Annotated in this window: 18 protein-coding genes and 2 pseudogenes; 3 read left to right on the top strand and 17 right to left on the bottom strand. The window is 46.8% G+C overall.

Annotated elements, in window-relative coordinates; translation table 11 throughout:
- Positions 1–3: 3 nt before the first annotated feature.
- From C825_RS05810 to C825_RS05780, 7 genes and pseudogenes are all read right to left on the bottom strand, one after another.
- On the bottom strand, positions 4–246 hold the full coding sequence (locus C825_RS05810; RefSeq protein WP_007845737.1) for a DUF4134 family protein: 243 nt from the start codon (positions 244–246) through the stop codon (positions 4–6).
- A complete protein-coding gene (gene ltrA, locus C825_RS05805; protein ID WP_010801788.1) occupies positions 243–1,898 on the bottom strand; it encodes a group II intron reverse transcriptase/maturase in 1,656 nt (551 codons plus the stop codon). Before ltrA ends, C825_RS05810 begins: the two co-directional genes overlap by 4 nt.
- A 636-nt stretch (positions 1,899–2,534) precedes the next feature.
- Positions 2,535–2,750: pseudogene (locus C825_RS05800) on the bottom strand (DUF4134 family protein); the annotation flags it as partial.
- Between the two features lie 201 nt (positions 2,751–2,951).
- The gene (locus C825_RS05795; RefSeq protein ID WP_010801786.1) at positions 2,952–3,680 is read right to left on the bottom strand and encodes a hypothetical protein; all 729 of its coding nucleotides are present in this window, start codon (positions 3,678–3,680) and stop codon (positions 2,952–2,954) included.
- Between the two features lie 16 nt (positions 3,681–3,696).
- A complete protein-coding gene (locus C825_RS05790; RefSeq protein ID WP_035457778.1) occupies positions 3,697–4,050 on the bottom strand; it encodes a DUF3408 domain-containing protein in 354 nt (117 codons plus the stop codon).
- Positions 4,051–4,052: 2 nt separating this feature from the next.
- Positions 4,053–4,492 (bottom strand): annotated as a pseudogene (locus tag C825_RS05785) (DUF3408 domain-containing protein).
- Between the two features lie 2 nt (positions 4,493–4,494).
- Entirely contained in the window at positions 4,495–5,544 is a 1,050-nt protein-coding gene (locus C825_RS05780; RefSeq protein WP_010801783.1) for a ParA family protein, read from the bottom strand.
- Between the two features lie 421 nt (positions 5,545–5,965).
- On the opposite strand from C825_RS05780, the gene mobA reads away from it, so the two are divergent.
- The 3 genes from mobA to mobC are packed head-to-tail and all read left to right on the top strand — an operon-like array spanning position 5,966 to position 9,660.
- Positions 5,966–6,394: a conjugal transfer protein MobA gene (gene mobA / locus C825_RS05775; RefSeq protein WP_010801782.1), complete on the top strand. Its 429-nt coding sequence runs from the start codon at positions 5,966–5,968 to the stop codon at positions 6,392–6,394.
- Positions 6,373–7,620: a conjugal transfer protein MobB gene (mobB, locus tag C825_RS05770; protein ID WP_010801781.1), complete on the top strand. Its 1,248-nt coding sequence runs from the start codon at positions 6,373–6,375 to the stop codon at positions 7,618–7,620. The genes mobA and mobB overlap by 22 nt, the downstream gene beginning before the upstream one ends.
- Before the next feature lie 30 nt (positions 7,621–7,650).
- Positions 7,651–9,660 (top strand): conjugal transfer protein MobC, encoded by a 2,010-nt coding sequence (gene mobC / locus C825_RS05765; RefSeq protein ID WP_010801780.1) that lies wholly within the window; start codon positions 7,651–7,653, stop codon positions 9,658–9,660.
- A 64-nt stretch (positions 9,661–9,724) separates the two neighbouring features.
- Here the strand turns inward: mobC and C825_RS05760 are convergent, their stop codons facing one another.
- The 10 genes from C825_RS05760 to C825_RS05715 form a co-directional block, all read right to left on the bottom strand.
- Entirely contained in the window at positions 9,725–10,330 is a 606-nt protein-coding gene (locus C825_RS05760) for an RteC domain-containing protein (protein ID WP_010801779.1), read from the bottom strand.
- A 251-nt stretch (positions 10,331–10,581) separates the two neighbouring features.
- Positions 10,582–10,995 (bottom strand): dihydrofolate reductase family protein, encoded by a 414-nt coding sequence (locus tag C825_RS05755; RefSeq protein ID WP_010801778.1) that lies wholly within the window; start codon positions 10,993–10,995, stop codon positions 10,582–10,584.
- A gap of 368 nt (positions 10,996–11,363) precedes the next feature.
- Complete coding sequence (locus C825_RS05750; RefSeq protein WP_228099967.1) at positions 11,364–12,251, bottom strand: RES family NAD+ phosphorylase; 888 nt, start codon at positions 12,249–12,251, stop codon at positions 11,364–11,366.
- Between the two features lie 45 nt (positions 12,252–12,296).
- Positions 12,297–13,619, bottom strand: coding sequence for a sigma-54-dependent transcriptional regulator (locus C825_RS05745; RefSeq protein WP_016270924.1), 1,323 nt, complete (start codon positions 13,617–13,619; stop codon positions 12,297–12,299).
- Positions 13,612–15,921: a hybrid sensor histidine kinase/response regulator gene (locus C825_RS05740; protein ID WP_010801775.1), complete on the bottom strand. Its 2,310-nt coding sequence runs from the start codon at positions 15,919–15,921 to the stop codon at positions 13,612–13,614. The genes C825_RS05745 and C825_RS05740 overlap by 8 nt, the downstream gene beginning before the upstream one ends.
- A 4-nt stretch (positions 15,922–15,925) precedes the next feature.
- Positions 15,926–17,326, bottom strand: a complete 1,401-nt coding sequence (locus tag C825_RS05735; protein WP_010801774.1) for an alpha/beta hydrolase — start codon at positions 17,324–17,326, stop codon at positions 15,926–15,928.
- A complete protein-coding gene (locus tag C825_RS05730; RefSeq protein ID WP_010801773.1) occupies positions 17,323–17,757 on the bottom strand; it encodes an META domain-containing protein in 435 nt (144 codons plus the stop codon). Before C825_RS05730 ends, C825_RS05735 begins: the two co-directional genes overlap by 4 nt.
- Entirely contained in the window at positions 17,754–18,104 is a 351-nt protein-coding gene (locus C825_RS05725) for a DUF3795 domain-containing protein (RefSeq protein WP_080650778.1), read from the bottom strand. Before C825_RS05725 ends, C825_RS05730 begins: the two co-directional genes overlap by 4 nt.
- 5 nt (positions 18,105–18,109) lie before the next feature.
- Positions 18,110–18,475, bottom strand: a complete 366-nt coding sequence (locus C825_RS05720) for a hypothetical protein (protein ID WP_010801772.1) — start codon at positions 18,473–18,475, stop codon at positions 18,110–18,112.
- Between the two features lie 101 nt (positions 18,476–18,576).
- A complete protein-coding gene (locus C825_RS05715) occupies positions 18,577–19,905 on the bottom strand; it encodes a M56 family metallopeptidase (protein ID WP_232434972.1) in 1,329 nt (442 codons plus the stop codon).
- Between the last annotated feature and the right edge of the window lie 17 nt (positions 19,906–19,922).

Genomic DNA, 19,922 nt, shown 5'->3' with positions numbered 1-19,922 from the left:
TTATTAAAGGAAGAATGAGCGCAGGATGGTGGCGGCTACAATCAGGAAGATGCACGCGCCGAACCATGAGGCAGCTGTCTTGCTGGTGTCGGGGTCGCCCGATGAGTCGAGTAGGTCAGCCCCCTTACGGGAGCTTTCCCCTCTAAGAACCGTACGTGCGAGTTTCCCCGCATACGGCTCAAGCAACATGACCGTTACCGACTTTGTTATCGGTAGAGCCATCTCATTTTCGACTTTCATATTCATAATCTACTATGCATTTTACGTTTACAACTGGTATGTACAAGAGTTCTTATCTTTTGTCCGCTGACTATTTGTTCAGTGATACTCCAAGGTCTTTCCCTGTCAATACGCTCTTCACATACAGGACATACCTTATTTTGTCGTTTCCAAATGTTTATCAGAGATTGCCTGCCTTTCAGCGTTTGCTTCATTCGGTAGGTTTCTCTCCATTCGTAGTACGACTTATCGGCTGGGTCATACGGATTGGCATAATGCCGAACCTTGACGAATTTCTCATGGTGGATGGTTGGTAGATAGGTCAGTTCGAGATAATCAATCTTATCTTTCTTGCCCATATCTGCCGCAAATCTCCACGAGTGTCCATTTAGTGTTCTGAAATACTTATCCTTTACCCATCCTTTGCATTTCTGCGGATGTCTGCGTCTTGCCCATTGCCATATTTTCTTAAAGATTTCCCAATCCATTCGGTGAAATATCTCACCAGAAGCACCGTATTTGTAATAGTTTCCCCAACCTTTTATGATTGGATTCAACATCATAATCAGCGACTTCTGCTTTACGCACTTGTTGGATTCTATTGTTTTACGGATTTTATCGCAAAATCTCTTTTGCGCATCCTTTGACGGTCTTGTCAGCAATGTGTTATTGCGGAACTTTCGGATATTGAAGCCGAGAAAGTCAAATCCCTCACTTATATGTGTGATTTTTGTCTTTTCTTCTGATAGTGTCAGACCTCTTTCCGCAAGAAACTTGCGTACTAATGGAAGTATAACCAGTTCTATCGTTTCCTTATCCTTTGTTGTTACAATAAAATCGTCTGCATACCGTATAAGATGTATCTTAGAGTATATCTGTTTATAATTCTTTTTATACTTTTTGATACATGTTTCCAGTAATCCTTGTAACCCGTCAAGTGCCATGTTTGCGAGAGTTGGGGATATTATGCCGCCTTGTGGGGTTCCCTCTTCCGTAGGAAAGAGTTCACCGTTGAACACATAACCACATTCGAGCCATTTGCGTAGTATCTCCTTATCCATAGGGATATTGTTGATTAACCACTCATGACTGATATGGTCGAAACATCCTTTGATGTCCCCTTCAAGAATCCATTCGGGAGCTACCGAGCGAGAAAGTACAATGTAACATTGCTCAATGGCATCATGCGTACAGCGATGTTTGCGGAATCCGTAGGAATGGCTGTCGCCAGTGGTTTCCGCTATCGGGTCAAGTGCCATTAAGTATAATGCCTGCATCGCACGGTCTTTCATCGTTGGTATTCCGAGTGGGCGTAATTTCCCGTTCTTCTTTTTGATATTCACACGTTTTAGAGGTTGTGGCTTGTAGCCACGTCTTTTCAGAGTGAATATGGCTTTGGCTTTCGCCAATGGAGAAGACCATGTAATCTTGTCAACGCCGGAAGTAGATTTTCCTTTGTTAGTCGTAACTCGTTTTACCGCCAATGCTTTGGCGTAGAACGAGTGGGTAAGCATCCATTGCAGGGCTTTCACCTTGTTATGTCTGCCTTCCCTTTGAGCCTTTACAATACGTGCTTGCAGCTTTTGGACAAAACGCTCGCATTTGTCCCAGTCGATTTTCGACCAGAGTTCGTGAATGTCTATGTCTTCGGGCGCACACGCCAATTTCTTTGCGTTCATTTGCTTTCCTTTCTTTAAAAGTTCTGTAAACTATCTTGTAAAGTGTCACCATAGGCGGAAGTCTGCCCACTTTCGTGTCGGATGATGTTACCTTTACCAACCCGTGATATTGGCTCAATCCGTATCCTCCCCATTACAGGGAGGCATTCGCTTTTTCCGCTATCCTATACCCGCACCCCATGTAGGCTTGCCTTGCGGCTTGCTTACCAGCTTTAATGAACTGGAGAGGTACGGGCTTACCGTGTTTTACATAAGTGACAAATAAGCGGGTTAGGTCCTGTCTATTCCACCGGCAGTGCTAATGTCCGTGTGTCCCCAAAATTCAAGAGGACAGCCGACTGCTTACCTTTTGGTTCGAGCCTGTCAACAACCTTTGGCTCGTTGTACTTTACGATGTTTATCGGACAGTTCACTTTCGTTGACCATACCGCTAAGCCAAGCTCCTCGTGCTGAATGGTGTTATCAGCCGTTGATTTCCCCTCACGGTTCAATCTTCTCCTTTCGGAAAGGCTACCTTGTCGGGACAGCTTCATACAAAAGAATTACTCCTAATGCATGTGTCCGTAGGCTACTCCAGACGGAACTGGAGGTGTAATCTTAATGTTACACAATCACTTACGCAACTTCACGTCGCACGAATTTTCCGTACACTTTCACGCCCCCGATTAGCCCGACGACCGCGCCGATGGCGTATATCAGTTTCGTGCCGGGGTCGAAATAGGAACTCACCATTGAGGTGGCTTCGTTGATGCCCGCGATGCCGTTTCCCTGCGCGAAGGCGGAGGCGGTAGCGGCGATGATGAGTGCCGCTGAGAGGATTGCTTTTCTGTTTCTTACGATGTTCTTGTTCATAAACTGTACTTGTTTTTTGCCGTCGAAAGGGTGGATGGTCCTTTGTCGGGCGGTTGATACTCTGTTACTTTACTTTGGTTTTAGTGGATGCCCGTTTGTTTCCACGGACTTGGGTGTGTCCGTTGCGGACCGGATGCGCCTTGCGTTTCCTCGCCGCGTGGGTTGATTGTCATTCCTTCATGTTCATTTCTTTTATTGTTGTCATACATAGTTGCGGATGTCGAACTCCTCGATGTTGTCCGGCACGACGAACACCTTTTTAGGTTTTTTCAGCCGGATTTCAATAAGCCCCCTGATGCGGATGCCTATCTCCGAAGAGCCTTCCATCATTTTCTCGTACAGCTCCGTGCCTTCCATGTCGGTGAACACCTTAGCCGCCTTTTCACGTTGCGCCTGCGTCGCATCCGGGTTCTTGGCGGTCTTGCAGGCGTCGTCGATCTCGTCAAAGCTGCTGCCCGAAGCCCGTGGCGTGTCCGGAGCGTCCTCTTCCGGCTCGTCCTCCCCATATCCCAGTTCCTCCGGTGGTATGCTCGTGAAGGTTTCATCGAGTTTTTCCTCCGGGACTTGTGCCGTGCGTGAGGTGGTTTCCGCGTTTTCGTCGTCAAAAGTAGCCTCTTCCTCCGACAGCTCAATGCCTTTTTCCGAAGTGGCGGCTTGTTGCGTCGGTATGGCAGCGGTTGTCCGGGTGGATGCCATCCTGAAACGGCTCTTACCGATAATGTCCGCCTTTGCCGTGGGGACTTCCTTATGTGTTGCCTCGCTCTTTGTCCCTTTGCTTTCCAGCGACCGCCACAATCCGGTAATCCCCTTGAAGAACCGGAACATCTTGGTTTCCATGATACGGTCGTAAAGAAGCAGGAACAGGAACCAAAGGTTGCAGCCGACCGATACGGCCAGCAAAATGTCTGTCATGCTGATTGTTTCATTCATATATTCCCGTTTTTGGTTAGAATACTGAATTGTAGTTCCGGGCGTAAAGGCTTTTTATAGCGTCCTCGCACTGGTTGAAGTGGTGCGTCAGCACATGGTCGATGTAGGCGGACAGGTTGAGCCTGTCATGCCCGATTACGCGGATGATGCGCATGATGCGGTCGTGGTACTCCGGGCGCACATACGCCATCTTACCTTCTCGCGCCTTCACTTCGGGATTACGGATAAACAGACGCTCATAATCCTTTTCATTGCATTTACCGCTTACTGGGACGGGCGACAGGATTTCCACACTCGCCTGCACTTGGGCAAGCATACCTCCACATTCCTGTTGCGGTCTTTTTTCATTCGGTGTCATTTCTTTTTCCATTTTCAAATCAGGTCTTCACGTTGTTTCTTATACAGTTCGTTAATTCTCTCCTTGTGCTGTTCCAAATGTTGGCGCAGCACGGTATCCACATAGCCGCCTACCGAGATTTCACCTCCGGCGATGTCGTTCACGATTCTGAGAATTTTGCCGTGGACATCGCGGCTGATATAGACACACTGGCGGGTCTTTATCTCGTTGCGGCGCAGGAACAGCTCGTTGTAGTCCTCGTCCTGCCTTTTCCGGCGGCTACCTTCTCTCTGCGCTTTTTCCCGTGTGGCGGGTTGCGCCGGGGCGTTTCCGGTGCGGCGGTGTCATCTTCGGTCGGTGCGGCTGCGGGAACTTCCTGCGCCGGGCGTAGTGTCCCGTCCTGTGTGCGCCGCCCGATGGAGGCCAACAGCAGTTCCTCGTCGATGCCTTCCGTGTTCACTTTCCTGCTGCCCATGCTCACTGCGGTCTGATAATTTCGCTTATCTCTTCGGAAAACTCACGGATGCCGCTACCTTTCAGCAGTGCCGTGTCCATCGGGAAGATGGTGGAGCGGAACACGCTCCTGCGCTCTTCCGAAAGGTCACGGCGGAACTTCTTGCTGTCGGGCAGGCGGGTGGAAAGCACCGGGAAGCCCATTTCGGCGATCACTTCCTCGTAGATGCCGTACAGGTCGTTCCTCTCCCTGCCGTCCACCATCGTCCAGAACAGATACAATCCCTTTGTTTTCGCCTGTCCGGTCGTCATCAGCCTGTCGCGGAACATCGTGACGAATTTCAGGGTACTCTCCACGACAAAGCGGTCGGCACTCAGCGGAGTGAAGATGTAGTCCATCTGCGAGAGCGTCTTTATCACGCCGTTGCTTCGGAGTGTTCCCGGCATGTCGAAGAACACCACGTCGGGTTTCACGTCCTCGGTGGCAATCATACTTTCCGCATCATCGAGGGCGTTCACCGCGTTGCTCTTGACGATGGTATAGGCATTCTTCTTGATCCGGCGGAAATGGTCGCAAGCGAGAGCCTTGAAGTAGGTGCTGCTGTCGATAAGCCCCATTTCGTGTTCGCGCAGTCCGTGGATGCTGTGTTGTGGGTCGTCGCAGTCCACGACGGCGACATTGTAGCCTTTCACGTTGTGGAGGTAGCTGGCGGCGAGTGCCGTGACGGTGGATTTGCCGATGCCACCTTTCTGTGTTGCGAATGCAACGAAGATTTCTTTACTCATGGTTCTATTTATTTTAATTGTTGATGATTTATTTTTCTGTTTCCATGCGGATTTGGCTGTCGCATTATCCGCTTCCGTGATTACACACATAGGCGGGTCGTCGCGTATCCGGTTCTGCGGTGAAGCGGTGCGGCGGACAAGTGATGAATGACGACATTGCGTCATGAAGTCATTGAATCCGTACTTCACCGGATTGTCGGATAACCGGGGTTCCGACGGTTCGGGTATCCGCTTCGGCAAGTGTCCGCCGAAGCGGTTGTCCGGGTATTTGAATGTTCCTTTTCTCATATCTTCAAATCGTTAGTTTCTTGAATCATGCTGCAAATAAACAAGTATATTTTGGAACCTGTATCACTTCCCAAGCAAGTGGCGGCATGTTGCGCCGGTTGGCAGTCATTGACCGGGTCAAGCATCTGTCCGATACCGCTTTAAGGGCATAACTTTGCCCCCGGACAGCAGGGTTCGCCGATGGTGGCGCAGCCGGAGTCCTGAAAGGTATCTTTCCAATCCGTCCCCTGACGGATTTTTATGTTCACATGAACATAGCAAGATGTCTTTTCAGCCGCTCAAAATATTTTGAGCAGCCACGAAAAGCACTTGCCCTTGCAGGGGGCGGGCTTCCCCTCCGAAGTCGGGAAGCCTTTCAGAACTGCGGTGCTGTGACCCGAAGCGGCGGCTTATGCCGTCAATTCGCTAAATCCAAAGTAATATGAAAGAGAAAAAGAAAAGCAAAGCTGGGAGAAATCCCAAACTTGATCCGGCGGTGTACCGCTACACCGTCCGTTTCAACGAGGAGGAACACAACCGTTTCCTCGCCATGTTCGGAAAATCGGGTGTCTATGCACGGTCGGTTTTCCTCAAAGCGCACTTCTTCGGGCAGCCGTTCAAGGTGCTGAAGGTGGACAAGACGCTGGTGGACTACTACACCAAGCTGTCGGATTTTCACGCGCAGTTCCGCGCCGTGGGAACGAATTACAACCAAGTAGTGAAGGAACTGAGGCTGCATTTTTCAGAGAAAAAGGCGATGGCGTTGCTCTATAAACTGGAGCAACAAACCGTCGAACTCGTGAAACTGAGCCGTCAGATTGTGGAACTTTCGAGAGAATTGGAGGCGAAATGGTCGCAAAAATCAGTGTAGGAAATTCGTTGTACGGCGCGATTGCCTACAACGGGGAGAAGATTAACGAGGCACAGGGGCGGCTGCTCACCACCAACCGCATCTACAATGACGGTTCGGGGAAGGTGGACATCGGCAAGGCGATGGAGAGCTTCCAGACTTTCATGCCGCCGCAGATGAAAGTGGAGAAACCGGTAGTGCATATCTCGCTCAACCCGCATCCGGAGGATGTACTGACCGATATTGAGTTGCAGAATATCGCCCGCGATTATCTGGAAAGGCTCGGTTTCGGAAACCAGCCTTATCTTGTCTTCAAGCACGAGGACATCGACCGCCACCACCTGCACATCGTGACAATCAACGTGGACGAGAACGGGAAACGGCTCAACCGGGATTTCCTCCACCGCCGCAGCGACCGCATCCGCAGGGAACTGGAACAGAAATACGGGCTGCATCCGGCTGAACGTAAAAATCCAAGATTGGAAAACCCGTTGCGCAAGGTGGACGCATCAGCTGGCGATGTGAAGAAGCAGGTGGGCAATACCCTGAAAGCTCTGAACGGGCAGTACCGTTTCCAGACGATGGGCGAATACCGTGCGCTCCTTTCCCTCTATAACCTGACGGTGGAGGAAGCGAGGGGCAACGTGCGCGGACGGGAATATCACGGGCTGGTCTATTCCGTCACGGACGACAAGGGCAACAAGGTGGGCAACCCGTTCAAGTCCTCTCTCTTCGGGTGGTCCGCAGGCTATGAAGCCGTGCAGAAGAAGTTTGACCGCTCCAAATCAGAGATTAAGGACAGGAAGCTCGCCGACATGACGAAACGCACCGTCCTATCCGTGCTGCAAGGCACTTATGACAAGGACAAATTTGTGTCCCAACTCAAAGAGAAGGGCATAGACTCCGTACTGCGCTACACGGAGGAAGGGCGCATCTATGGGGCCACCTTCATCGACCACCGCACGGGGTGCGTGCTGAACGGCTCACGCATGGGCAAGGAACTTTCGGCGAATGCCTTGCAGGAACACTTCTCCCTGCCATACGCCGGACAACCGCCGATACCGCTATCCATTTCGGTGGATGCTGCGGATAAGGCACACGTGCAGACCGCATACGACGGTGCAGACGTAGCGGGCGGTATGGGCTTGCTCACTCCCGAAGGTCCGGCGACCGATGCCGAGGAAGAGGCTTTCATCCGGGCGATGAAGCGCAAAAAGAAGAAAAAGCGCAAGGGGTTGGGTATGTAATCGGAGTATCAACAATTAAAAAATCAATGTATGTCACAACAAGAAGACGATTTGAGGGCATTGGCGAAAATCATGGATTTTCTGCGTGCCGTGAGTATCATTTTAGTGGTAATGAACGTGTACTGGTTCTGCTATGAAGCCATCCGGCTTTGGGGCGTGGACATCGGCGTGGTGGACAGGATACTGATGAACTTCAACCGCACGGCGGGGCTGTTCCATTCCATACTGTACACGAAGCTGTTTGCCGTCCTGCTGCTTGCGCTGTCGTGCTTGGGAACAAAAGGGGTCAAGGGTGAGAAAATCACTTGGCGTAAAATCTGGACGGCACTCGCCGCCGGGTTCGTGCTGTTTTTCCTCAACTGGTGGATACTGGCTCTGCCACTACCTGTTGAAGCGGTGACAGGCTTGTATATCCTTACCATCGGCACGGGCTATGTCTGCCTTTTGATGGGAGGTCTGTGGATGAGCCGCCTGTTGAAACACAATCTGATGGAGGATGTTTTCAACAACGAAAACGAGAGTTTCATGCAGGAAACAAGGCTCATCGAAAGCGAGTATTCCGTTAATCTGCCCACACGCTTCTACTATAAAAAGCGTTGGAACAACGGCTGGATAAATGTGGTAAACCCGTTCCGTGCGTCCATCGTGTTAGGGACACCGGGCAGCGGCAAGTCATACGCTGTGGTGAACAGTTTTATCAAGCAACAGATTGAGAAGGGCTTTTCGATGTATTGTTATGATTTCAAATATCCCGACCTCTCTACCATCGCCTATAACCACCTGATGAACAATTCGGAGGGCTACAAGGTGATGCCAAAGTTCTATGTAATCAACTTCGACGACCCGCGACGTTCACATCGGTGCAATCCGATACATCCGGATTTCATGGAGGATATTACGGACGCTTACGAAAGTGCATACACGATAATGCTCAACCTCAATAAAACTTGGGTGCAAAAGCAGGGCGACTTCTTTGTGGAGTCACCTATCATTTTATTTGCCAGCATTATCTGGTATCTCAAAATCTATCAGAACGGTAAGTATTGCACGTTTCCCCATGCCATCGAGTTTTTGAACCGCCGCTATGAGGATATTTTTCCGATACTGACCTCTTATCCCGAACTGGAGAACTACCTTTCCCCATTTATGGATGCGTGGCTCGGAGGGGCTGCGGAGCAGCTCATGGGACAGATAGCGTCGGCAAAAATTCCGCTTTCGAGGATGATTTCCCCGCAGCTCTACTGGGTGATGTCTGACAGCGAGTTTACGCTGGACATCAACAATCCCGAAGAGCCGAAAATCCTCTGCGTGGGCAACAATCCCGACCGTCAGAACATCTACGGGGCGGCTCTCGGTCTGTATAACTCCCGTATCGTGAAGCTCATCAACAAGAAGGGGATGTTGAAGTCGTCGGTCATCATAGACGAGCTGCCGACGATATACTTCAAGGGGCTTGACAATTTGATTGCCACCGCACGAAGCAACAAGGTTGCCGTGTGTCTGGGCTTTCAGGATTTCAGTCAGTTGGTGCGTGACTACGGGGACAAAGAGGCGAAGGTGGTGATGAATACTGTCGGCAACATTTTCTCCGGTCAGGTGGTAGGCGAAACTGCCAAGACGCTCTCAGAGCGGTTTGGTAAGGTGTTGCAGAAGCGGCAGTCCATTTCCATCAACCGGCAGGACGTGTCCACCTCCATCAACACGCAGATGGACGCGCTCATTCCACCGAGCAAGATTTCCGGGCTTACGCAGGGAATGTTTGTCGGTTCGGTGTCCGACAACTTTAACGAGCGCATCGAGCAGAAGATTTTTCACTGCGAGATTGTGGTGGATGCCGAGAAGGTGAAGCGGGAGGAAAGTGCCTACAAGCCTATCCCCGTCATTACCGACTTCACGGACGAGAATGGCAACGACCGCATGAAGGAAACGGTGCAGGCTAATTACAGGCGAATCAAGGAAGAGGTGAAACAGATTGTTCAGGAGGAACTGGAGCGTATCGCAAACGATGATAACCTGAAACATCTGTTGCAGCAGAAGTAACCTATTGGCAATAATGGAAATAAGCGGAACAAGTTTCAAAACCTGTCCCGCTTGTTTTTTGATATCATTTTCTCATGCGTTCCAACTCTTCGTCGCGCAGCATCCTCTCGTTCAGTTTTTCCTGCATCCTGTCGAGGAAGTAGGTGCGGCTTTCGTTCTTCCTGCGTTTGATGTCAACGTAGAAACGGTAGCAGTCCTTTGATTCAATACCGAATATCTTGTAAAGAAGCGGAGCGAGCTGTTTGAGCGGCATTTTGCCGTTGTTGATGCAGCCCATCTCGTCAATGCCGTAGATAAGTTCCACGAGGTCGATGGCGTTGCCCGTCCATTGCAGGAGGTTGGCAGTGTTATCGGTTGTAGTGTTGGCGGATATTAGTGGTGGCACTTGGGACATTGCAAGGAACTTCTGCATCTTCCTGACGAAAGAGAGAGCCTTGCTGACGTATGCGGCAATCTCTTTCCTTTCTTCGGAAAGGTTGCGCACGGGATGGTGTTGTAACTCGATTTCAATGTATGCCAATGCGATGATGGTACGGTTTGCGTCCATGCTGCCATTGCACAGTTCGATCACTTGGGTGGCGAAAGCCATATATGCCGTTTCCATATTGCAGTCGCCGGCTTCGTTTATCAGGCGGAAAAAGTCGGTTTCCGCTAATAAAAAGTAGTTCATGTTCCTGTCAATTTTGAAGTTTTACACTCTGTTTTTCGGTATGCGCACATGAATATTATTGGCAATAAGCGTGGCAGAAAACAGAAAATCCGGCACCCGTTTTCACAAAGCACTGGATTTCAGATGTATAAATCTTGATATTTTTTATCAGGAATGAATTGACGAAGACTTAATTTGACTATAAATTAGACATTTATATAATTTTTCGTAAATTAAAATGTATGACCGGCATACATTTCAGGTGTTCTTATTTATCTGTCAAGGGCATATATGGAACGGCATACACCGTTGGGATAGCTTTTCAGCGAAGCAAGTGTCCAGTGTTTTTCGTAGAGTGCCGACTTGAAGAAATGCCGTCCGGTTCCAGCAATGAAAGGAATGGTGTACAGTATGATTTCATCTACCGCCTGCATACGCAGCAGCCCGTTGATATAGTCCGCCGTGTCAGGTGTCGCTTCCGCAAGATAGCAGGTGTTTGTGCCGTCTTCTCGCCATTCGTGCAGCATAGAGATGGAATAGTCAGGCGTGACACGGTAAAGGGCGTTTTTTCTGATTTCATCAAGACCGCAACGGTCAAGACGCAAATCCTTATGCGCTTTGCCATATAACTCGGAAGAAAGACATCCGTCTATTGTAAGGACGGCAAGAATCTGAACTTTTCCCATAATCGTATCCTTTCGTTAGGCAAGGTGCAAAAAAAGTAGCGTGCAATCCACACTACTTCAAGCGTAGGCTCTGGTAAAGCCCCTAAACGAAATACGTGAATGCACGCTATGCGTAGGCATAGCATAAGCATCACGCAATTAGCTTCGTTTAGTTTCAATTTACCAGATTTACGCTTGAAACTCCTTGCGGTCTTATTCTATATGTCGGCGGCGAAAAGCTCCAGCCAATCGCCGTTATTTCTCAAATGTTCTACAAAGATAGCGAAATTCAGCGAATTACGGGCTATGATTGCTTGAATTTATACGTTTTTCGTTCTTAGTAAGAATGCTTTTTTACACTATAAAGGTTATTGTGATTTGATAGTATTTTATTTAATTAGCTTCTCATAATCGAGATATAACGGGTTATTATCATTAATATACGCTAAATCCCCCTGATTATTAGCACAACCAAAAGCCGCTCTTGCCGTTAGTTTGATGTCTTCTATTCTAAAATCTTGAGAAGATATGGCTTCACATTTCTCATAATTAAATATAGTCAAATTTACACCTCCAAAATGTAATGAACTATTGTACCTTATACCATCATATCCAAGATTTTTAAGATACTCTGCTATAATCTGGGATGGAATATAATCGTCAGAATCGTTAGTCGGTTTAGAAAATGCCCTTTGTATCATCCTCATAATATACATATCTACTGTCGCATTATTATTTTCAGACAAGTCAAGTTCAACAGCAATGTTTGCAATCTTAAGAGGTCTATTAACTCTTATTTGAGCAATATTCACTGCATCACCTATAAAAGGTCGTACCTCAAATAATGTTGTAGTAGGGCTTTCTGAAACATATAGATACTTAATATATTTAGGATTCGCACGTCCATCCGAAACTCTCACATTTTTAGGTGGAACGAAAGAGGCCTCTTTTGTAAGCCCTTTAAATGGATTCGATTTATTATGATAACCTATATCTAACCGTTCACCATCTGGTGCTCCATAACATTTATATACCATATGGTCATTGATACAACTATCATCAATAATTCTTGACCTAAAGAATATTTGACCAGAATAAACCTCAACAATATTCTCAGATACATACTTTGATAGTATATCCAAAAGTTGATGTTTTACAAAAAAGCGATCTTTGTAAAGTACAACATCTTTAAACGCATACCAAATTTTACGAGCTTCATAACTCGCATCACTTTCATCAAAATATTTGTTGGGGCTTTCTCTATCGACTCTCATCATTCTGAATTAACACTGCAAAAATAATAAATTTCAGCGAATTACGGGCTATGGTTGCTTGAATTTATATTTAAGTCCATACTCTTCAAGTTTACTATAAAGTGTAGCTCTGCTTATTCCCAACAGGTCGGCGGCGGCACTTCGGTTGCCGTTTGTCTGCTTTAACGCACGCATTATCCGTTTCTTATCCTCCGCGTCATTGCGTAGGGCGAAGCTGACTGGTGAGGTCGGTTTCGTCACGGCAAGTTCAAGATGCTCTTTCGTGACCACACCTTCCTGAGCCTGCAATACCGCTCCCATGATTTTCTGCCGAAGCTCGCGCACGTTGCCCGGCCATGCGTGGGTCAGCAACGCTTTTCTGGCCTCGGAACTGAAACCGCTTACATTACACTCCAGTTCCCTGTTGGCTATCTCCCGAAAGAACTCCGCCAGCGACATGATGTCCTCCTGACAGTCACGCAAGGGCGGCACGGTTATCACGAAGTCTTGCAGACGGTAGAGCAAATCCTGCCGGAAACGCTTTTCACTCACTGCCGCTTCCAGATCCTCGTTGGTGGCGGCGATGATGCGGACGTTGAAACTTCTGTCCGCCTTGTCTCCGACCGGGCGATACTGCCTTTCCTGTATGGCACGGAGCAACATCTGTTGGGTTTCCAATGCGAGATTACCCACCTCGTCGAGAAATAGCGTACCACCTTCCGCCTCATGGAAATATCCTTTCTTGGTACTGTCCGCACCTGTAAACGCGCCTTTGACATGTCCGAAGAAAGCCGATGGCGCAAGTTCTCTGGAGAGAGAACCGCAGTCCACCGCCACAAATGGTTTGGCCGCCCGTTTACTCTTATCGTGCAGGTGGTGGGCGATATGTTCCTTGCCTGTGCCGTTCTCCCCGAATATCATCACGCTCATATCGGTAGCGGCTACCAGCCTTATCCGGTGCATGATTTTCTGAAAGGCGGAACCCTCACGGGCGAACACGGGCATACGGCGGTGTCCCGCTTGTCGTTCTTTCTGTATGGAATGGAGAAGTGGAATGAGTTTGTCTTCCACAAGCTGTTTGGGTATGTAATCCAAAGAACCGAGTTTCATGCTTTCCACTGCCGTATGCACCTCGGCGTAATCGGTCATGATGATGAAGGGTTGTAGTTTCCCCTCCTTGCGCATCCAGCGCAACAGGTCTATGCCGTTGCCGTCAGGCAGACGCAGGTCGGCAACCACTATATCATTATCCGTCCCCTGTTGCAGATGTTTTTTCGCTGTCGATAGGTGGTAAGCCTTTACGGTATGGTAGCCTTCTCGTGCCAGCAGGTTGCAGACATATTCGCAATACACGATGTTATCCTCCACGACGATTATTCTTGTCCTATCCATTTTCGTATTTTCTCCTTTCCTCTTTTGCCTGTCGGATTATTTCCGCTCCCATATTCAATACTGCGGTAACAGCATGGCTTAACTCACTTTCTTCCGGCATTGCCTTTCCATGTAGCACTCCATAAAGTATCCTCAGCGGCTGGTCGGCACGGAGTATCTCCCACGAACTGCGCAAATGGTGTGTCAAGGCATCAAGTTCTTGCAGGTCGTTTCGCGTTGCCGCATCCCGAACCGCCTGCATTTCCTTCTCGGTTTCCGTTATCAGCTTTTCCAGCATGACAGCTTCATTGCCGTAGGACAGCAAAGCAGAAAAGTCCGGTTTACTGTCCTGTGTATTTTTAATAGCGCACTTGTCGGAAACTTCCATCAGCTCCGATATGGAGAACGGCTTGAAAAGGCATCCGGCAAAGCCTCGTTCCAGAAGTTCCTCCACATCGCAGCTGCCCGAAGCGGTTGCCACGACCACTGGGATTGTCTGTGAATTGCCCACGTTGGAAGATCGCAACAGTTCCAGCAACTCGAAACCGTTTATACTGGGCATATTCAGATCCGTCAGCAACAAGTTGTATTCTTTCCGGCGTACCATTTCCATCAGTTCCCCCGTATCGGTGCAAGTGTCGCAGTGTATTCCGTCCTGTGCATACATTTCTTTCAGCATCAGGAGTAGCACCTCATCATTGTCTATGGCGGCAACATTGAGGTTTCTGTCCTTTTGGTGGATACAAGTCTGTATCTCTTTTTTCGGTACGTCTTCGGCTTTCTGCATGGGTATTTTCACTATGAAACGGCTACCATTCCCTTTATCGCTATCCAGCCGTATTGTTCCGTGTAGCATTGTCACGATATTATGCACGATGGCAAGTCCAAGCCCGAAGCCGTCCTTTGCGGCGGCGTTTGAGAGGCGTTCAAATGCACCAAATACACGTTGTTGTTCATCTTCGGTCATGCCTGTGCCTGTATCCTCGACTATCAGTATCAGCACTCCGTCGGTATAGCCGGTAGTTAGCGACACACCACCTTCCTCCGTGAACTTGATGGCATTTGACAGGAGGTTGTTCCCGATTTGGATTATTCGCTCTTTGTCGGTCAGTACAACCGCATCGTTTTCGTTCTTTACGGTCAAGGAAAGCCCCCTGTTCATGGCGATTGGCATGAACTCCGTTTCAAGGGTATGTGCGATTGTTGAAATGCGGCAGGGTGACAGTCTGGGCTGTTCCTTTCCGTTGTCCAAGCGGAAAAAGTCCAGCAGGGTGTTGAGCATATCCCGCATACGGTCGGAGGATTGTTGTATGCTTTGAAGAAAATGCACATTATTTCCATTGCTGCATTCTTTCCGTAACAATTCGGTATAGCCGGTTATTGTCGTAAGCGGTGTGCGCAGTTCATGGGTTATTGTGTGTACTGCCTTCTTTCGTGAAACTATTAAAGCTTCGTTTTGTTGTATGGATTGTTTAAGTTGCCCGATTAACTCCGCTGTTTTGCATTTGTATTGTTTTATTTGTTTTGCATCACGGTATATGGTGATATAAGAAATGATTAACAATAGAAGTACAAATCCTGTCAAACTACCTATTTGCATTAGCGACTCTTTCCTCATCAAGGATATTTTATTTTCCCGATTTTTTAGGTCAATCTGTACCTTTTCATCAATTTGGCGAATCAGTTCTTGCAGTTGTCTGTTAAGTTCCGCATTGTGTTCCGCAAGACTGTCGGCACGTTCTGACAATCTGCGGCTTTGTGCCTTTTGCTCGCTGATTATGTTTTTATTGAGCGAATGAAGCATAGTAGCTGTTGCTGTTGGCTTCACTTCTTCTTTTTTGCCAAATATGCCCAAAAATCCTTTTCGTTTCGGCTTTTTTGGCTGTTCCTGCACACTTTTCTGTGCGATGACCGGTACTTGATCGGCTATCTTCTTGTTAACGGCTTGCTGCTTGTCAAGTATCCGTACAATCGAGAGCATCTGTCGCTCCTTATCCTCTAAAAGATAACGTACACTATCAATCCGCTCTGTCGGATAAGTTCTTCTGAAATTACATAGCATACTGTCTATTGCCATGCGTTTGGCGTGATAGTGTCCTCTTTCATCCTTATTCCATTCCAATACGGTTTCTCCTAATAGAGAAAGTCCTGTCAAATGAAAGTTTAATTCATTTATTTTCTGACGTAATTCATCCGCCGCTTGATTCTCTTTTTCTAATGATTCAAGTTTTTGCCATTCATGCTTATAGCAATAAATGATTATTCCTATAAACATGAATATTAGAATATAACCACAAGAGATTAACTTACGGATAGAATTCATAAACCTAATGAACTATAGATATGATAAAATCGGCAATATCCTGTAAAACTTCGGGAGAGATTGTTTCCTCAATTGTACCGTATTCCTGTACGGCTCCGGTTTGGGAATGTTGGAAAAGATGGTTCAGTTCCGGGTAGAGTTTTATTTGAGCCTTTGGTGCGAGTCGTTGCATTTGCGGCATATTTAGTTTCGGTTTTACTTGTATATCCCTTTCACCATAAAGCACAAATACAGGGCAACGGGTAGTTAAAATGCTCTCAGCCGGAGAGAAACCGATATAGAAATTCAGCCACGGATTGGTATCGGATGCAATCTTTTTAAGATTGGACATCAACGCAGTATGGATGGGTGTATTACTCCAATTTTTGCATATTGCGTCAATACTATCAATAGCTATCTCATCATCTTGTGTTATTTTCAAGTCATAGATGTTGTGCAAGGCTTCTACATAGTCCGATACTATATTGTCAGGCATATTGCCTTGTTTGAGTAAAGTCGCACTCTGGTCTATCAGAATGGTATCACCACGAACTGCCTGCGCTCCGATTGCGACAATAAAGTCCGGTTTACCCGGATCAATTACGCATAAATTATCTTGTGTTTTTATCTCAGGTTCAGCCCCCAACATAAAAGCGGCAGTTGCCCCCTCGCTATGCCCTAATAATCCCACGTTATTGAAGTTCTCCACCATTCGTACATATTCTAATACACATCGGGCATCCCGCACAAAATCTTCGGTCGTGGCAGTTGTTCCGTCACCTGTTGATTTCCCATGTCCCCGATCATCATACCGAAAAGATGCAATGCCATTTCTTGCAAGATAATCGGCTATCACAGCAAAGGGTTTGTGTCCAAAAATTTCCTCATCCCGGTTTTGAAGCCCGCTACCTGTTATCATTACAACGACGGGAGTTGCAGTGTTATAATCTTTTGGGAGAGTGAGAGTCCCTGAAAGGATTACATCGTCCGATGGATTATTGATGTTGATTTCTTTGGTCGTATATGGATACGGAGGTAGCGGAGTCTGTGGCCGTTTTAATTCAACAGTTCCCGGAGATAATTCAATATTCGCTTTCATCGCCCCTTGACTGCAAATACCTGTTATAATCCCATTTTGTTGTCGTCCGGCAAAAGATAATCCAATTTGTCGGAATGATATATTAACCGAATCGGCAGAAATGAAATTCACATCTCCTGCTATTCCATAAGCACCTTGATCCGGAGAATCGAGAGTTACCAACTGTATTCCGTCCTCTTCGGTTTTGAAATTGAATACTAATTTCAGTGACAACTGTGGAGTGATTCTTAATGTCCCGCTCCATGCCCCTGATATATTCTTCGATGCCATAACACTGATTACAGAAAAAATGGCTATAAATACCATCATTAGAAACTTCTTGCTCATACCTGATCTGTTGTTTTAGTTAGTTCCATCAAGGTATGGCCATCTGCATCTTTAAGAAATAGAATCGTATCATTCTTTATCTCAAAGGTCTTTATAGCAGGAAGAATGTGCTTCATACTTTCTTCCATAAGCATATCCTCACAAGCCATTTCGGTGGATGTTATTTCCGGAAATATCAACTTGTCCCCTTTGAGAATATATTGACCGGACACCAAATTGCACCCCGTATTACAGAATACATTTCCTTGATTATCAAATTCAAGTGAATAATCACTTCCATCGGCTACGGTGGAAAGGGCGAATGGCGTGGAAGTTGCGATACATTTATACTCCACGATTCGCCATTTACCGGATAGCCCCACACTTGTATTCTTGTCACAAGAAAGCAACAATAGACCTATAAATAAAATGGTCCAGTTGGGTAATTTCATTTTCTATTTCGTTTTATTGTTTGACATCCTCTTCTGCTCATTTCTTCTGCATATGCAATCTCGCCATGTTCCCTTATATAGCTAATACAAGACGGACGGTCAGAATTGAAGATGAACGCGAACACTTTGCTTATAAAGTTGGAATAGGTTTTACACTCTCTTACGTCACGCTTACATTTGGCACAGGTATGATAGCCTCTGCTTATGCAACATTGACGGATTTTACACCACGATGCTTTTTCGTTCTTCTCACATCCGGGACATCTCCCTGACAAGAATTTGCGACACGATCCACAAAACAGCTCGCAAGCTGCGACGCTATCAAAATCTGCTATTACCTGATTCATACAAATCACAACGCTCTAAAATGCTCGATTGCCGTTATAATCAACCCTAAAGACGCTCTGAAATGCTTGATTGCCGCTATAATCAACCCTAAAATGACCGCATTGACAAGCACAATCGGAACAGCTTTCTTTTCGTTCTTAGCAATCATAATCACCATAGGCATAGTCATTAGAACTGATACAATCGGACCGGCTAAAAAGTCGTTGACATTCAACTGAGGAAGTGTAGTGTTGAAGATAATGAAAGTTACCACCACATACTGCACAAAAGCAGACCAACAGTTTGCCTTATCCATTTTTTTGAGAAACATAGGGAGGGCATTGACGGCTCCGATAACGACTCCGATAAGTATTGTAAATACTAATTCCATTGTTTTTTTAGTTTTATGATACAGGAGATGCCGTACTGAAAAATACGGCATACTCCAAGCATCAGATAAGATAATTGTCCTATTGGTATTCTGTTTTGCTATTATTCGCCGTTTGACGACCAATATTCATTGCAGATGTAATAATTAAATTCCAATGTATAGCTTGATTCTGCTGGCAGACCGTTATTGAGTCCGGGATGGAATTGCGGAAGCATAAATGCCACACGAAGGGCTTCGCCATCAAGTGTCTTTCCTGAACTTTTCACTATTTTGGCATCTTTTACCACTCCGTCCTTAGCAATGGTGAGTTGCACGACTGCATCCATATTAAGAACACCGTCTTTATAGGCGGTTTCAGGGAATTTTATGTTCTTGTTGATGAAAGCTCTCAATTTGTCCTTGCCGCCGGGGAAGTTGGGAGCGGTTTCAGTCTTGATGAATGGCACGGCATTGTCCGCATCCGCTTTCTCCGTCACCACCATATCGGAATTTCTTTCTGTCACGCGAATGGTGGAATCGGATTTTTCGCTAATTTTGTAGCGCAGATCCTCCACCGGCGTAGCGGCAGATACCTCGTTGATTACTGCTGACACTGCAGGGGTGGCCAGACCGATTAATGCGAGTGCCATCGCAGGCACCATGACAAAGGCACGCACACGGGCTGTGCCTGTCTGTTTGCTTGATAACATCATAGTTATACGTTTTTTAAGTGAACTGTGATTGAGACAGTTGGAAAGAGTTGCGAACCTTGCTCCAACTGTCTTTTTTATTAGAAACATCTGATACTCCTCTCGTTTTACGCCCGATGCAAGCACACGGCTGTCGGCTTCATACTCATGGAGGGTATGAAGCTCATTGCGCAGAAGCCATATAGCTGGACAATACCAAGTGATAATAATCGCTGCCTGCATAAAAAGCAAGTCAATCCAATGGCGACATTCTATATGCGCTTTTTCATGGCGTACTATCATCTGCCCATACTCATACCAGTCACGTCTGGGCATCATCATATACCCGCACCATGCAAACGGAGCAACACTGTTGTGGCGATGAAGGATTATGTGACTGCCATCTTGTTTTATATGTTCTCCTTTAATAATGAAGAGTGCCAACCGTACCAGTGAAACGAGAAAATAAAGAGTCATGACAATAACCCCGATAAGGTAAAGTGTGACTATATAATCCCATATCGGAGTGATTTCCTCTGATATCGAATTGGCAATATAGGTAACTTCGACCGGATTAAAAGCGATTTCAATATTATCCTCCATAATATCCGTTATCCAAAAAGTATTAAGTATGAAGATTGGAGAAACGAAAGCAAGCGTTATACAGAACAACAACAATATCCTATTGAACCGGAAACATCTGGTATTGGCAAGAACACATTTGTACACCACCCAGACTACAATCAGGAGAGTGCTTGCCAATAATGAATATGCTAAAA

The sequence above is a fragment of the Parabacteroides sp. ASF519 genome, assembly GCF_000364265.2.
Lineage (GTDB): Bacteria > Bacteroidota > Bacteroidia > Bacteroidales > Tannerellaceae > Parabacteroides > Parabacteroides goldsteinii.
This window is presented reverse-complemented; position numbering and strand designations above follow the sequence as displayed.

Bases quoted from the DNA above. Each gene is read 5' to 3' on its own strand.
- C825_RS05810 (WP_007845737.1), bottom strand. From the start codon at position 246: ATGAATATGAAAGTCGAAAATGAGATGGCTCTACCGATAACAAAGTCG.
- ltrA (WP_010801788.1), bottom strand. From the start codon at position 1,898: ATGAACGCAAAGAAATTGGCGTGTGCGCCCGAAGACATAGACATTCAC.
- C825_RS05795 (WP_010801786.1), bottom strand. From the start codon at position 3,680: ATGAATGAAACAATCAGCATGACAGACATTTTGCTGGCCGTATCGGTC.
- C825_RS05790 (WP_035457778.1), bottom strand. From the start codon at position 4,050: ATGGAAAAAGAAATGACACCGAATGAAAAAAGACCGCAACAGGAATGT.
- C825_RS05780 (WP_010801783.1), bottom strand. From the start codon at position 5,544: ATGAGAAAAGGAACATTCAAATACCCGGACAACCGCTTCGGCGGACAC.
- mobA (WP_010801782.1), top strand. From the start codon at position 5,966: ATGAAAGAGAAAAAGAAAAGCAAAGCTGGGAGAAATCCCAAACTTGAT.
- mobB (WP_010801781.1), top strand. From the start codon at position 6,373: ATGGTCGCAAAAATCAGTGTAGGAAATTCGTTGTACGGCGCGATTGCC.
- mobC (WP_010801780.1), top strand. From the start codon at position 7,651: ATGTCACAACAAGAAGACGATTTGAGGGCATTGGCGAAAATCATGGAT.
- C825_RS05760 (WP_010801779.1), bottom strand. From the start codon at position 10,330: ATGAACTACTTTTTATTAGCGGAAACCGACTTTTTCCGCCTGATAAAC.
- C825_RS05755 (WP_010801778.1), bottom strand. From the start codon at position 10,995: ATGGGAAAAGTTCAGATTCTTGCCGTCCTTACAATAGACGGATGTCTT.
- C825_RS05750 (WP_228099967.1), bottom strand. From the start codon at position 12,251: ATGATGAGAGTCGATAGAGAAAGCCCCAACAAATATTTTGATGAAAGT.
- C825_RS05745 (WP_016270924.1), bottom strand. From the start codon at position 13,619: ATGGATAGGACAAGAATAATCGTCGTGGAGGATAACATCGTGTATTGC.
- C825_RS05740 (WP_010801775.1), bottom strand. From the start codon at position 15,921: ATGAATTCTATCCGTAAGTTAATCTCTTGTGGTTATATTCTAATATTC.
- C825_RS05735 (WP_010801774.1), bottom strand. From the start codon at position 17,326: ATGAGCAAGAAGTTTCTAATGATGGTATTTATAGCCATTTTTTCTGTA.
- C825_RS05730 (WP_010801773.1), bottom strand. From the start codon at position 17,757: ATGAAATTACCCAACTGGACCATTTTATTTATAGGTCTATTGTTGCTT.
- C825_RS05725 (WP_080650778.1), bottom strand. From the start codon at position 18,104: ATGAATCAGGTAATAGCAGATTTTGATAGCGTCGCAGCTTGCGAGCTG.
- C825_RS05720 (WP_010801772.1), bottom strand. From the start codon at position 18,475: ATGGAATTAGTATTTACAATACTTATCGGAGTCGTTATCGGAGCCGTC.